General features: G+C 44.3%; 11 protein-coding genes and 1 rRNA gene. 5 read left to right on the forward strand and 7 right to left on the reverse strand.

What is annotated here, in order from left to right:
• Positions 1–34: 34 nt before the first annotated feature.
• A complete protein-coding gene (locus tag ACRRSW_RS21595; protein ID WP_432455496.1) occupies positions 35–1,108 on the reverse strand; it encodes a TRAP transporter substrate-binding protein in 1,074 nt (357 codons plus the stop codon).
• A gap of 243 nt (positions 1,109–1,351) precedes the next feature.
• On the opposite strand from ACRRSW_RS21595, the gene ACRRSW_RS21600 reads away from it, so the two are divergent.
• Genes ACRRSW_RS21600 through ACRRSW_RS21610 form a run of 3 tightly spaced genes read left to right on the forward strand, consistent with a single transcriptional unit; the run spans position 1,352 to position 3,630 of the window.
• Positions 1,352–2,782, forward strand: a complete 1,431-nt coding sequence (locus tag ACRRSW_RS21600; protein WP_432460423.1) for a cache domain-containing protein — start codon at positions 1,352–1,354, stop codon at positions 2,780–2,782.
• Entirely contained in the window at positions 2,779–3,402 is a 624-nt protein-coding gene (locus ACRRSW_RS21605) for a response regulator (RefSeq protein ID WP_432460424.1), read from the forward strand. The genes ACRRSW_RS21600 and ACRRSW_RS21605 overlap by 4 nt, the downstream gene beginning before the upstream one ends.
• A 54-nt stretch (positions 3,403–3,456) precedes the next feature.
• The gene (locus ACRRSW_RS21610; RefSeq protein WP_432460425.1) at positions 3,457–3,630 is read left to right on the forward strand and encodes a hypothetical protein; all 174 of its coding nucleotides are present in this window, start codon (positions 3,457–3,459) and stop codon (positions 3,628–3,630) included.
• Positions 3,631–3,745: 115 nt separating this feature from the next.
• Here ACRRSW_RS21610 and ACRRSW_RS21615 read toward each other — a convergent pair whose 3' ends face one another.
• Entirely contained in the window at positions 3,746–5,422 is a 1,677-nt protein-coding gene (locus tag ACRRSW_RS21615; RefSeq protein ID WP_432460426.1) for a DUF342 domain-containing protein, read from the reverse strand.
• Positions 5,423–5,778: 356 nt separating this feature from the next.
• Here ACRRSW_RS21615 and ACRRSW_RS21620 point away from each other — a divergent pair, with 356 nt between their 5' ends.
• Complete coding sequence (locus ACRRSW_RS21620) at positions 5,779–6,285, forward strand: hypothetical protein (RefSeq protein WP_432460427.1); 507 nt, start codon at positions 5,779–5,781, stop codon at positions 6,283–6,285.
• A 57-nt stretch (positions 6,286–6,342) separates the two neighbouring features.
• Here ACRRSW_RS21620 and ACRRSW_RS21625 read toward each other — a convergent pair whose 3' ends face one another.
• The 4 genes from ACRRSW_RS21625 to ACRRSW_RS21640 form a co-directional block, all read right to left on the reverse strand.
• On the reverse strand, positions 6,343–8,925 hold the full coding sequence (locus ACRRSW_RS21625; protein WP_432460428.1) for a S8 family peptidase: 2,583 nt from the start codon (positions 8,923–8,925) through the stop codon (positions 6,343–6,345).
• A gap of 285 nt (positions 8,926–9,210) precedes the next feature.
• Entirely contained in the window at positions 9,211–9,933 is a 723-nt protein-coding gene (locus ACRRSW_RS21630; protein WP_432460429.1) for a hypothetical protein, read from the reverse strand.
• Between the two features lie 13 nt (positions 9,934–9,946).
• Complete coding sequence (locus ACRRSW_RS21635) at positions 9,947–11,161, reverse strand: flagellar assembly protein T N-terminal domain-containing protein (protein ID WP_432460430.1); 1,215 nt, start codon at positions 11,159–11,161, stop codon at positions 9,947–9,949.
• A 7-nt stretch (positions 11,162–11,168) separates the two neighbouring features.
• Positions 11,169–11,927: a flagellar basal body L-ring protein FlgH gene (locus ACRRSW_RS21640; protein WP_432455486.1), complete on the reverse strand. Its 759-nt coding sequence runs from the start codon at positions 11,925–11,927 to the stop codon at positions 11,169–11,171.
• A 1,103-nt stretch (positions 11,928–13,030) separates the two neighbouring features.
• Here ACRRSW_RS21640 and ACRRSW_RS21645 point away from each other — a divergent pair.
• Positions 13,031–14,644 (forward strand): methyl-accepting chemotaxis protein, encoded by a 1,614-nt coding sequence (locus tag ACRRSW_RS21645; protein WP_432455485.1) that lies wholly within the window; start codon positions 13,031–13,033, stop codon positions 14,642–14,644.
• 266 nt (positions 14,645–14,910) lie between these two features.
• On the opposite strand, the gene rrf is transcribed toward ACRRSW_RS21645, so the two are convergent.
• Positions 14,911–15,026 (reverse strand): 5S ribosomal RNA (gene rrf / locus ACRRSW_RS21650).
• Positions 15,027–15,080 lie beyond the last annotated feature (54 nt).

Genomic DNA, 15,080 nt, shown 5'->3' on the forward strand with positions numbered 1-15,080 from the left:
CGCTAGCCGCCACTGCCGCCAGCGCCTTAAGCCACTACAAATCTTGGGTACTATTTAAGTAACCTTGCTCAGAAATGGCAGTATAAGCTCGTATTTGCTGCATAAATTGCTGTTGCGATTGAATTATCTTAGCGGCCATCGGGTCGCTCGCAGCCTTCTCTTGGAGCAATGCATCATTGGCTTCCTTCAAGGCTTTAATCACCGTCACTGGGAAGGTCTTCACTTGAATATTTGGATACTCCTGCAACATGGTTTGCCAGTTCTTGGCACTTTCAGCATAGGAGTGAATAAACATGTCGTAAGCCGCCTTACGCATCGCGACCACAAGGATCGCTTGCAAATCTTTCGGTAGACTTTCAAGCTTTTTCTTATTCGCGATAAACATTAACTCAGTGGCTGGTTCATGCCATCCCATGTAGTAGTAGGGCGCGATTTTATGAAAGCCCATTCGCAGATCCAATGATGGCCCCACCCACTCCAGCGCATCGATAGTATTCCGCTCTAAGGCGGTATATAACTCACCGGGCGGAATATTCACTGGTGTTGCGCCAAGCTTAGCCAATACTTCACCTGCAAATCCGGGAATACGCATTTTAAGATTCTTTAAATCGTCTACCGAGTTAATTTCTTTGCGGAACCATCCCCCCATCTGTACTCCAGTATTCCCGCCAGGAAAGGGCAGCAAGTTATGCTCAGCGTAAACCTGATCCATCAAGGCTTGACCGCCACCATATTGCAACCAGGCATGTTGCTCAGGGGCATTCATACCAAAGGGCATCGTAGTGAAGTAGAGAGTATTCGGGACCTTACCTTTATAGTAATAAGAGGCGGAATGACCTAAATCGTATTGACCACTTTTCACCAAATCAAACACGCCAAACGGCGCTTTGTGTTTGTTGGCGGAGTCGACCCGAATTTTTAAACGCCCATTGGACATCTCGTCGGCCATTTTCACCATGTTTTTCACTGCGTCACCAAATACCGGAAAATTGGGCCCCCAGCTTTCGGCGAGTTTCAATTTATAAACTTTCTCTGCGGCCAAAGCCGTGGAACTAAAGGCAATAATGACCGAAGCCAATAATGTTTTACTGCAGAGGGACTTAAGCATGTGATTCACCCTTTCCTTATCATCCGTTGATTATTTTAGGTATGACCAGTATTCGCTGCTCACGAATTGAGCACCAACAATGTTATCACATTGTTAACAGGGCGCTATCCGCTAAACTACGGTTTTCGATTACGTAAGATCACGTAGCCTTATACTTTGGTATAAGTTCGTACGATTTCACTATTTTAGCTCAGGCAACAGATTTAACATTAAATTAACAAGAAATAATGAGACGCTTCGGTCATGTGGTCGCTTAAAATTAAAATTATTCTACTGTCGGTGGTTCCCCTGATTTGCGTTACAGCCTTAATTGCTAGCTTGGTCTTTAAGCAATCATCAACGCTGGCAAAGCAACAGCTTAAGCTGATCAAAACCAATATCATGCACAGCAAAACCCTGGAACTGCAAAATCATATCGCGCAAGCCTTTGCGAGCATTCGCAATATTTATGAGCCAGCGTCTGCCAACGATCAATACGCGAAACAGCAAGTTCGAGACATCCTCACTCGACTACGCTTTAGTGAAGATGGTTATTTTTTTGCGTACACCTTAGATGGACTAAATTTAGTACACCCGATATTGCCCGAATTAGTCGGAGAAAACCTTTGGAATTACCAAGATGCGGAAGGCACCATGTTAATTCAGGATCTGATTACTCAGGCGAAAGCTGGCGGCGGTTTCAGCCATTACTTATGGGAAAAACCCAGTACCGGAAAACGGGTGAAAAAGCTGGCTTATGTGGTCCTGCTCGACAAGTGGCAATGGATGCTAGGCACTGGCGTCTATCTCGATGATGTGGATGCAGAACTGGCTCGAATCAAGCTGCAAACCGAGCAAAATATTGATCATAATTTTATATGGCTATTCATCGTCACCAGCATTTCAGGCATTGTGATCGCTTTACTAGGCACCTCTCTCAACATTTCCGAACACAAGCTGGCCGATAAAAAACTGAAAGCGCTCACCCAACGAATCATCGACTCCCAGGAACAAGAGCGACAGCGCGTGAGTCGTGAATTACATGACGGTATTAATCAACTGCTTGTCTCTATTAAGTATCGCCTAGAAAGCGCAACCGAATGCAGCAACACCCCAACAACCATCAGCGTTAGCTTGCACCAAGGACTCCACACCATTAATCAAGCAATCGGTGAAATAAGACGTATTTCCAAAGATCTACACCCAAGTGTATTAGATGATCTTGGCCTCGGCGCGGCTTTAACCAGTCTCTGCCAAGAATTTGAACAACGCACCGCTATCGACGTATTTTTCGAATGCGACATCAATGCCATTCACATACCAGCAATGGTCCAAACCACCTTATATCGGATCACTCAGGAAGCTCTACAAAATATAGAAAAACATGCTGCTGCTGATACTGTCGATATTCTATTAACGCATCGTAAACAACAACTCCAGATGTCCATTCGCGACAATGGTTGTGGTTTTGAAATCGAAAACAAATCAACTCAAGCAAACTTCAAACAATTTAATCGAGGCCCCGAGTTCGCCAGTAGCGGCTTGGGTTTACGCAATATATTCGAACGAATTTCCCACATCGATGGCCAAGTGAGTATCCATAGCCAACTTGCGAAAGGGACTCAAATTACCATCAAACTCCCGCTACAAAAGTGCTCAACATTCAGCCAAATACCCTTGGAGCAAATTACATGACCTCAGTTTTACTCGTCGACGATCATCCCTTAGTACAAGATGGTTTGAAGATGCGATTAGAAACCACGGAAGAATTTAAAGTCGTAGGCACCGCTGCAGATGGGCAACAAGCCTTAGATTTAGTCATCCGCTTAAAACCCCAAATTGTGCTCACTGATATTAATATGCCCAAGCTCAATGGGATTCAGCTGCTAGAATTACTAGCAGTACAATCCCCCGAGACGAAGGTAATTATGTTAAGCATGCACAACAACAAAGCATACGTGCAAAATGCAATGCGTCATGGTGCCAAAGGCTACCTTTTAAAAGACATTACCTCTTGCGAGCTGGTCAACGCCTTACAAGCCGTAGCCAATGGCGGATGTTATATCAGTGCAGGGGTCTCTAACCAACTGTTCGAATCAGGCAAAACCAGCGCGGCCCTCAGTAAACGAGAGCAACAGGTATTGCAACTACTCGCTTCTGGCTGTAGTAACAAAAAAATTGCAGATAAATTATCGATTAGTATCCGTACCGTAGAAACCCATACCTTAAAGATCAGACGTAAACTGAAACTCGATAGTAGTGCGGCAATGATTAAATATGCGATAGATAACTATGGTTCTGGCATCGAATGTTGATTAAGATGTTTTATTCAACAATAACGAATCACTACTCGCAACTAGAGGCTGAATTTGAAGCGTTCTGACCTGAGTAAATCGAACAAACCGAGTAAACAAAAACGCCCGAAAACCCAAGTTCGCTTGGTGAGTGGCTCAATGCAAACAAATGCCAATCAGCACGAAGGTGATTTTATTGCGGCCTTCGAATATGCCCTAGAACTCTTAGAAAAACCTAAAAATAATTAGTCGGTTATAACAGTGCTGTTCGACGCATTTTTACCAGAAACATGGCTTAAACTAACAGCTTGTGTCACTGGTCGATTCACACCACACTCGACACCTTAGTCATTCAACCTCGGTCTTACTTTTTACCCACTAGAGGCGTGAAGCTGATTTTACCCTCTTCATATTTGGTTTCGGTGGGGCCGTACTCCCGATTAGTAAATAATTTCTGACCCACAATATCTAAACGAACATTAGGGTGTAACTCTCGGCGCACCGTCAGCTTCGCCTTAGCAAAAAATTCTTGCTCTAATTGCTGGTTATAATCGAGGGCAAAGTCAATTTGTACCAACTCCTGACGAGTATGATGTAAGGTTGCCGCAAGTTTATCGGCAGTATCGGGCTCCCGTTCTTCTTTTTTTACAGAACTCAACTTCATCTGGGCATCAAGCACCTTACCCAGCTTTTGGTGGAGAGTTTGCTTCACATTATTTAAGCTTCGACGCTCTTCTTGGATTTCATCAAAATCACCAGAGATAGTCAGCTGCGTTGCAGTGCCCGCAGTGGCGCCAAGTACTACAGTCGATATTTCATCACCAGCCTCGACAGAGCCACCAATTAAGGTTCCTCGCAAACCACCCGCATCACTCACCGTCACCTTTCCCTTACTCTCTATTTTACTATGCAGTAACTGGCTGGTCACGGTCACATCTTTTTCCGCTTGGACATGAGAGTACTGTATAAAAGTGGCATGCACTTCGCCTTGGGCTTGAATCGAACAGGAGTAGTTTTCGTCCCCTTCCTTGAGTCGGTGGCCTATCACCCCTTTACCAACCACTACATCACCACCCGCAACAATATTCGCCGATTCGACAAAACCATTAATATGTACATCGCCAGTCGCGGACACCTTCATACCTTCGGCAACGTTACCCGTGATTAATATGCTACCGCTAAAATCGACATGGCCATAGCTGACATCCACTTCTTTAATCGACAACACATCGTCAACTTTCATGCCATTTTCGATTTCCAAAGGCAGGCCGGTACAGGTCGCCAGTAACAGGTTTTGATCATCATTTGCTATACGCGAACCCTCGCCCACGGTAAAAGGAATCTCTCGGCCTTGCTTAAAAGGTAAGGAATCGCCACAAACACTCATCCCCTGACGACCGACAGTGAAGGGATGGCGGCGCATCAAGGGCTTATCTGGCTCAACCGTTTCGAGGCTACCAAGGTCACGCATATCAACCCTACCATCACTGGTTTCCTGAGGTTGTAACAAACGTTCTTTAGGAGTGGCAACTAAGCGCTCGAAACGACTATCTTGACCATCAACCGCTGCACGACCTAAGGCCACAACCTTCTCCAATTTCATCCCCGGATCGGCAGTTCTAGCGGCGTTAAGCAATGCTAAAGCGCGTTGTTTTTGTAGACCGAAGCTCACCCCCGCTTCTTGCATAGCATTTACCAGATCCCCCTGAGAGATTGGCCTACCGCCATAGGCGGCGGTAATAGTGGCTCGAGCCACCATCTTATCCTCTGAAATTCGAATACTAATCTCAGCATTGCGAATACTGGCAATTTTTATAAAAGTATCGCCCCACTTCTTAATCAGTTCAGGAGACTCCCTCAACTCGGCAAACTTAGCAACAGCGTCTTGAATCGCCTCCTCATCAAATAAGTAGTGGCTATATTCAGAACGATGCAACAGTGCTTGAACATCGGTGACGCTAACATGGCTGTCTTGCGGTGTGATTTCGATTAACGCAGCCAACTTATCTTGCGATAAACGTAAACAACTCAATTCCAGCATTTAGCCCCCTTTCTCGTTTGGCGTTCACCATAACAAAACATACTTAAGCGATATTTTTCTATTATGCCTGTTCACATCCTGTTAACCAATAGTCAAGCAAGCTCTAGTCACCAACTAATTGAACTAGATCTTCATTTAGTATGATGAATAATAAATTTATGTAACTTTACAAGATATTGATCAATAAAATCAGCAATCAAATATAAAATTCATCGCAAAACTAAGTGCCTTAATTTTGCCACAATACCGCTATTTTTAGTTGTACTTTCAACAACACATCACTACCTTGATAAGACGATGCGGGTCTGGCTCTCAAATCGCCTCACCACAATTTATTTTGAGGAAATGAGAACATTATGAAACTTTCCAAGCACAAGTTTAGCTATCTTCAACAAATCGCGATTGTACATATTATCGCTGGCTTCATCACCATGCTATTGGCCTATTATGTAGGGACCTTTAGTGCCATCGTTTTAGGCTTATCGATCATTGCTTATGCCGCTGTAGGCTTATGGTTCAACCAACGACTACGCAAACAACTCGTCAAACCAATCGATCATAGTAGTTACTGGTTGTTTTTAGCCGTGGGACTATTACTAACGCTGTTTCCTGGAATCACTTTAGGTCTAGCCGCCCTGTGTTTAGGCGGCGGTTTGATCATCTACGGTATCCAAAGTTTCAAAGGCTCACGACTAAACGCGGGGCAGCTTATTTGGGCGAAGTGCCGAGCGCTGTTTAGCATCTTACTCGGTCTCGTGATTATCTTATCGGGTGCAGCTGGACTGGCGTGGTTAATCGGCATGTTGTTTGGATTACATATCTTCTTCTACGGCATCAACTTATGGATGCTCAGCAAAGCATAGGGTATTGGCTAAAAGCACTCTCCCACTTCAGCCAATACCCGACGTCATATCTCGCGATTATTCCTTTAAAATAGCGATATTTTGTGCGCTGCTAAACTGTGAGCTAATGGGTTCGATATCTAGGGTCAAGCCAATGATATTTCCATCAACGATGATGGAGGTAATATCATTGCGCACCGGGTAAGCACCACACAGCTCTCCTTCATCACAAATACTCTCGTCCCTGTCGAGATCAGAAGTCACATAAAGACGATATTCACCGGCCTTCACTTGCGCAAAACTAAACGGGAACACTCCCCCAGTCATTGTCACCTGCTGTTGATAAGCTAGATTTTCTGTCACGGGATCAACCAAAAACACATAAACTAAACCACTATCATCGGCTTGCTGTTTGCTCACCGTCATCGATAAGCTGACTGGATATTCTCGACCATCGGAAGCGCTTAGAGTGATGGTGGTACTATAAGTACCATCGCTCAAATCAGTACGACTCACTTCAACCACATAGCGACCTAAGCCGTTACTATCGGCTTCGCTGGAGTCAATGGTTAACCACCCAGCGTCTTTGGCCACACTTTGTACCGACAGGCCGCTATTCCCCACTAATGTTACAGTGAATTCAGCAGAACTTTCTGAAGAACTGAGGCTAATCTGACGAGTGCTTAAACGGAGATAACTAGAGATATTACCACTGCTATCAATTTGACTTTGCACCGCCTTCTCGGCATTTAATAAGCCATAACCATATTTATCATCTCGACCCACAGCACCAATATCATCACTGAGGCTCTCGCTGGCCAGTAAGTTCAAAAAATCTGCCGTGTTAAGGTTGGGATTAAGTTGTTTCATCAGCGCAACAACCCCAGCAACATGCGGACTAGCCATGCTGGTGCCATTTAAGTATTGGTAACTTGCAGTGAGACTAGCGCCTCTTTGATTCACATAAGTACTGTAGACCCCATCACCATAACCATCCCCATCTAAATCAACGCTACTATTGCCGCCCGGCGCAGCAATATCAATGTAACTGCCATAATTAGAATAAGAGGTAATCGTTTGGCTCGCGTCCACCGCACTAACACCAATAACATTGGCTAAGGCCGCAGGATAGCTTGCTTGGGAAGAGCTCTCGTTACCCGCTGCTGCGACCACAATAACGCCCTGAGCCACCGCAGCTTGTACGGCATCGTTTAATACTGAAGAACTACTGGTTCCGCCTAGGCTCATATTAATGACACTGGCAGCTTGTTTCGGCAAAAGACCCGAGGCATTGCTCAGGCCCGCCGCATATAAAATCGCCTGAGAAATATCATACAGCGTTCCGCCACCATAACCCAAGGCCCGTAAATTCATAATTTTCACATTGGGAGCGACACCTGCAACACCTATCGCATTGTCGGTTTGTGCCGCGATGGTGCCTGCCACGTGGGTGCCATGCCAAGATGAGCTACCATTGGTACCGCTCTGGTCGCCGGGGTCTTCAGGGTTACTATCAATGCCATCGCCATCAAGAGACATATCGCTATCAAGAATAAAATCGACACCGTCATCGCTCAGTTGAGCTTGCAAATCTGGATGACTTTGGAACATCCCAGTGTCGATTACCGCCACCACAACATCGTTCAAGGTTTGCCCTTGCATTGCTTGCCAAGCTGCCGCTAAATTAATTTGCTGATAATGCCATTGGCGAGCCACTAAGGGATCGTTAGATAATGCACTGGGCCGATAAAGATAATTAGGCGTCACCTTATCACTTCCCAGCCGATGGGCCATTTGCTTCACTTTCAGCAAACTGCGTTTCTTCGCGCTATATTCGGCGGAAGCGTTATCGGAAAATCCAGCCACCTCAGGCGCGCTGGTGCTAGTCCCCAATGAGCGGACCCGAGCACCACTCTGCTGCTGATACAAGCTCATGGTTGGGCCAGCGCTCAGTAGCGATAACTCATCATCGGTGGCAGTCATGGCACGCGCCAAAGTTTGTGCTTGCTTGACTACGATTTGATCGTTCACAAAATCCTGTTGGGTGCTCAAGTACTGCCCAGCCGCCGTACTTTGCTGGTTTTGTGCAATCAAACGTAGAGTATAATTACCACGAGAGAGAGTTTGATTGGCATCCGTATAAGTGGTCACGAGTACATAGTAGCTGTCGGCTGCATCGACACTGAGGTATTCAGTTTGATTCACGCCAATAGAGCTCGCCACCTCCGTGCTCAGATCACTAACTCGATACAAAACCAGATCAAAATCACTATTCGCAGCGCTTCCCTGTTGCCAGTCGGCGATTTCTAAAAATATCGACTGGCCCTGCTCTAAATCTACTTTATAAACATCAATATCATCATTCTCGTCGGCAAACCGATCATCGGCCACCCCCGTCGCTTCACTCGTTAAATAGCCACTAACTACGGCAATCGGTGGGAGTTGTTGCGCGGTACTGCTGGTATTGTTGGTTACATAAGGAGCATTGAAATCATTTACATCACTATCAATGACAGTATTCGATAATACGTTTGCGGTCCCTGAAAGCAGATAGCTTGGGAGTTCTTCTGTGACATTACCGTCACTACTACCATTACTCTCCCCACCCCCACCACAGGCAAACAAGCTTAATGCAAGTAACCAAAGCACAATAATTTTCATATATTCCCTTACCTAAACCGACACATTCTTCATGCCATCATATTCAATCTTCATCAAAAGAACATGTGAAGATATAATATCACTTAGATTTTTTACATTTATGCTATGTAAAACAAAGGGTATTAAATTGTAAAGAATTGTCATGAGTCCAATCTTACTGCGCGGTGATCTCACTTGAAAACGACTGACGCGCTTTCACTCAGCGATGTAATACGCAGCAACATTAGCGGGTATTGAAGAGAAGTGAAATACCAAGACTCCTCTCAATCAAAGAACAGCCAGCGATTAACTATTCTCTTCTATACCTTTTTGTTGATTAATTTTGGCTGCTTGAGCATCGAGAATGGCTTGAGGAATTGTTCCCTTGGTTTTAATTGCCCCGGTGAGGTTGGCTGCGGTTTTCGATTCAGTCGCTTCAGCCGATTCGGTCACTCCTGCAATTTTAGACCCGACCGCCTCTACTAAATCGCTGACACCTGAAATTTTGGACTCTGCACCAAGCGCCTGCTCTCCGATAGCTTTCACTTGGTCCAAGGCCGTTTGTTGGCCGACACTTTCCACGCTTGATGTCACTGCCGTGGCAATTGGGTTACCTGATAAACCAGCAACCAAAGCTGCCGCAAGCGTTTGCCCGAGTTGAGTAAATTGTGCTTCGATATCAGTTTTTAAGCCACTTTGTAATAAATCAGTTCCCGCTAAACCCGCAGCGATAGGATTTCCAGAGGCTAAACCTAAACCTAAATCCAAAGCTTTAGGCGCCAATTCTTCAAGACTTAGATCCTTCGGCTCAGCCTTTGCGGTTTGCTCCTCGGTGGTGAGCTTATCAGCCGCTTGCCCTAAGGACTCCGTAGCACTTGAATCACCTAACTGAAGCACTTGCTTTAGGGTTTCAGCAAAACCACCATTACTACTTTCTTCCGCGGTCTGTTGAGCGTTTACCTCGATAAGCTTAGGTTTATAAGCGATATCTTGGGTTGCGAGTGGCGTCGAGTTATAAGTGCTGCTCATTGTATCTTCCTTGCTAATTAATTGAGTCGTCTAGGGCAAAAGGGTCTTGATTAACCGCGACCAACACATCCCTAATTTGAATATTTGCCATTTCCGAGTAGCGCTGTGTGCTTAACACGGCTCGATCTGACTGTACCGATACAACCGTGAGTTGAGTATTGTCGGCATTAAAGATCGGGCCTTTTAAACCACCATCAAGATGCATCAGATATTGCTGACGAACCAGTTCAAATTTATCCCCTTTACGCACGCCGTTTACTCGTCCGATATTAATCACAACCTGACCATTATAGATACCAACAACTTTGGCGAGGCTTTGTCGGCAATACAACGAATCTTCAACATCTTGAACTGACTGATCTATATAGGAATCAATCAGTTTGCCATAATCCGAAGACCAAAACGTTTCACCAGTTACATCAAACTTCATAGTGACATCAAACGGCCACTCTCGATTCGAGCCATAATTTTTACGTAAAACAGTCTCTCCATTGATTCCATCAATCACAAACAACTTCATCTGAAAGTTTCGTTGTTTCACCGTATCACTGATACCCAGCAGATTGGTGGAAGTCTCGTTATAACTGGACATATCGACGATTTGACCAAACAGGATGTATTGCACATCGAATTTTTCCGATAACGAACGAGCGAACGTTAGCATTTGCGATTCTAAATCATGCGAGTAACGACCATCCAAAGCAATTTGCTGAGTCATTAAATGACGCGCATCCACCCGCTTGCTGTTTTGCTTGAAACGATGAAAAACTCTTCGTGATACCTCTTCCGGTGTACGATAAATTCCGCCCAACTGAGCATGCTCACGCTTTTGTAGCTGAAAAGGACCAACAAATAAGGTCTTCGCATAACTGTCCTTTTCACAGCTATTAAGGGGAAAGATATCAGCCGTGACTTTCACCATAATCTGGTCTTCCTTGATCGTCTCAACTAACAGCTTCATGTCATACACTTCGCCATTAGTGCGAACCGTTAGTTCATCGGTTTCCAGCACTCCAGATTTAACAACCTGCAAAGACTTAACACTCGCCCCACCCCGATACATTAATGTGATCAACGCAGCTTGGATCGCTTGCTGGCGAGCAGTATCGACTTGACCATCAATAATCCGCGCCTGTCCTTCTCCCTCCAGCCACACGCCGTAACAAGGAACAACCAATAGCGCATACAAAAAAGCACTAGAGTAAATCAATCTCAATAGGTGCATCATCAACTTCCTATAAGGGCCACATACTTCCGCCTAGGAACGAAGACAACCAACCTTGAGTTTGCACGTCGGCATGATCCCCAGTACCACTAAACTCGATCCGTGCATCGGCCACTTGATAAGAGCCGATCGTATTATTTTCCGCAACATCTAGAGGCCGAACAATACCGGTAAACCGCATATACTCTTTCCCGTTATTAATTACCAGCCACTTCTCTCCGCGTACCACCAGATTGCCATTGTTAAGAATGTCGACCACCGATACCGTAATTCTCCCAGATAAACGATGTCGTTGATTGGCGTCTGAAGAACCATCAAAATCTTGCTTCTGATTCATTTCTAGTTGCACTTCTCGACCATTAATGGTCAAGGTGCCACCAGGTACCGAAATCGGATCCAACTTATAGCTATTTTCTTTCCCCAGAGTTGAACTAGCCGACTTAGTCGCAGTAGCTTCCTCATCAAGTAAAATGGTGATGGTATCGCCTAAAGCGAAAGGAGGTGTATAACTATATAAACTCCGCGAAGTGTTGCTGTTAAACATCGAGCCGGTCACAATCACTGGTGCCGCCGCAGGGCCGGGTTCAATAGGCGCATAGTAAGGGTCATCTGGAATTGGTGAACGATGATCGGTACTCACCGTGACTTGTCGCTGACTACTGTCTTCATGCTCTTGGACGCTTTCCACAACATCTTCTACGCCCTCTTTAATAGTCGAACATGCAGCTAACAAGGCTATACTGCACATCACCATCATCCTAGTTATCATTGATCTATTCCCACTTCCGCTAGTTCCGTTTATTACTCTTTCATATACTTTACTGAAGAGGACTGAACGCCCCTTTTAATTAGCTGCTTAAATAAAACATAAACAACTTATAGCAAAGCAAATGCCACTAACGTCATTAGAAACACATCCTTACGAAGATCTAATCGACACAAACGTGTAATCACCGACAACAATCCGTCGCTTAGGTCATTCACCAATGACTTAATGCAAATTAAATGCCACTAAATTCATATATTTCAGCATTTTATGTTAATTTTGAAATTTGATGTAAATTTTTATTTAGCGCTGCCGATAAACAATATGACTGTTGTTTATTAACTAAACAGTAAAATCCATGTAGAATCGGCAAATCTTGCCTGTGGACGGCAAAAAATTGTCATAAAAAAATGAAACTGCGGAAAAACATTTCCCATAAGCTTATGATTTATAAATAGGAATTGTTCAATCCAAGAGCATATAATGTAATATTCGAAGTAGTCCCCCTCCCACACATAACGGCTTCTTAACAGATGTTCTTCCAAAACTATTTTTACAGTGCTTGATTACTTCTTGATTCAGAGACTGTACTGCTAAACTCGATACCCCCCGCTAAAAGAGCCCGCTTATTAAACTCTTATCGATATGACTTAGGAATATTTTTGCAGCAGAAAATGCCAAGACCATCGACGCCATTTATTCAAGCTCATAGCGTTCACCAGCCAGTTTTAGATCTGAAGCAAATCAAAAGATAAACCAGCCCTTAAAGCACTCGATCAATATGCCGAGCAACTAATGTCAAAAGACCTTATAAATTAAATCGCCAAATAATTTGAAACTATTAATGCGGAAACTACTATTAAGTTGAGTTGCTTACTTTATAACCTTAAAAACCGAAGTTGATTTCTATGTCCCATAAATTGGTTTAGCTACTAAATTTTTCTAGGAAAGAAAGTACGTCTCGATTACGGTGAATTGCTTTTCATAGACTAACAAGATCAAATTTATCCAATGATGATAATTCAAGCATAGGGTAATAATTGATCGCATGACTGGTAACTAGACCCCAAGTAACACCGTTGCTGGGCCAAAATGGTAATAGACAAATGTTAAAACTTAAAGATATTAGAGTCAGTATTAAACTTAGCATCCTTATTAGTGTCGCAATCATAGGCTTTATAAGCCTGTCGCTAATTTCGGCAAACACCCTCAGCCGTAACTTAACCTTTGAACGAGAATCACGCCTCAAGGCAGTGGTTAATGCGGCTCTCAGCCAAATAGCCGACTTCAATCAACGATATTCTAAAGAAGAAGCTCAAGCTCGAACCAAGGAGTTGATCGAAGCAACTCGTTTTGATGGTAATAACTACCTATATATTATTGATACTTCACGCCGAATATTAGCTCATCCGATACGGGCCGATCTGATTGGTCAGCAAATGGGCGACGCAAGCAAAGGCTCCAAAGAACACTATTGGTACGACATGGTTAATGCTGGGCAGAGGCCAAATGGTGGCATCGTTACCTACCCTTGGACTAATGGCAACATGCAAGCCTCGAATAAAATAGCCTATCTTCGAAATTTTCAAGCTTGGGGGTGGATCGTCGGTGCAGGAATGCTAACCGACGACATTGCTCAAGAAGTGAACAATCAGGTGTTAAAAATGGCGGGAGCCACCTTGCTGATTATCGTTATTATGATCCTGTTGGGTTATATCATTAGCTCTTCCGTAGTGAAACCGCTTGAAGACATTAAGCAAGCGATGAAATCAGTCGCCGATGGCGATCTCACGGCCAAAATTCCAGTTCATGGCCAAGATGAAATTGGTATTGTTGCCATGCGAATTAACGAAAGTATTCGCTCGGTTCGTAAGGCTTTACTTGAGTCGGTGAACTCAGCGAAACAACTAGCAGATGCTGCAACACGCATCGCCTCTTCTGCAGAAGAAACAAGTCAAGCAGTGACCAATCAACGAGACCAACTAAACCAACTAGCCACAGCGATGAATCAAATGTCGGCAACCGTTGCCGAAGTGGCAGGTTATGCTGAATCTACTGCAACTGACACAATTAATGCCAGTAAAGAGGCAAAACTTGGTAATAACGACGTAAGTTTAAGTGTTGATAGCATTAAAACTTTATCCGTTGAACTAGAATCGGCCACCGATCAAGTGAATAAGTTAAAAGAAGGAGTGATGGAGATCAGTGATGTCACCTCAGTGATCAGTAGTATTTCTGAACAAACCAACTTGCTCGCATTAAACGCTGCCATTGAAGCCGCTCGAGCCGGAGAACAAGGTCGAGGATTTGCGGTCGTCGCCGATGAAGTTAGAAATTTAGCAGCAAGGACTAATCAATCAACCGAAGAGATCCAAAGCACAATTAATCGCCTACAAAAACTCGCCGTTGATACCGCCAGTGTGATGCAAAAAAGTAAAGACTTAGCGCATGTTAGCGTTCAATCCGCAGAAAGTTGCGGCAGCGATCTAGGAACCATTGTCAGTCATATTGAACATGTAAGTGACCAATCGACCCAAATCGCAACGGCTGCCGAAGAACAGAGTGCGGTTGCAGAAGATATGAATCGTAATGTGTCAGGAATTAATGACGCTGCCTTAGAAATGACTCAAGCATCCGGTTATCTTGCTTCAGAAAGCGAAACCTTAGCCAGTATGTCACAACAATTGGATGAGAGATTATCGCTTTTTAAACTTCAATGACAGGCTATACATGACAAACAAAGCTTTGTTGAATAAAAATAGAGCTTCACATTAAAACCTTAAACCGCAGCGCTTCCGACCTACGGAGGCGCTAGCAACGCGCAACAGGTCGTTTTTAGCGAAACATCGTATGTGTAAGGCATAAAAAAGCCTATCCGTGAGGATAGGCTTTCTCTAAATAGGTGTCTGGCGATATCCAGCCTACTTTTACATGGCAATTTCAGACATAAAAAAACCCAGCACATAGCTGGGTTTTTAAAATAGGCGCCTGGCAGTGACCTACTTTCACATGGGGAGACCCCACACTATCATCGGCGCAGTTGCGTTTCACTTCTGAGTTCGGCATGGGTTCAGGTGGTTCCACAACGCTATTGCCACCAGGCAAAAACTTGTTGTCTTTAACATTCGAAAAAACTGACATATCCCACGAGCATAA

It is taken from the genome of Agarivorans sp. QJM3NY_25, from assembly GCF_050870875.2.
Lineage (GTDB): Bacteria > Pseudomonadota > Gammaproteobacteria > Enterobacterales > Celerinatantimonadaceae > Agarivorans.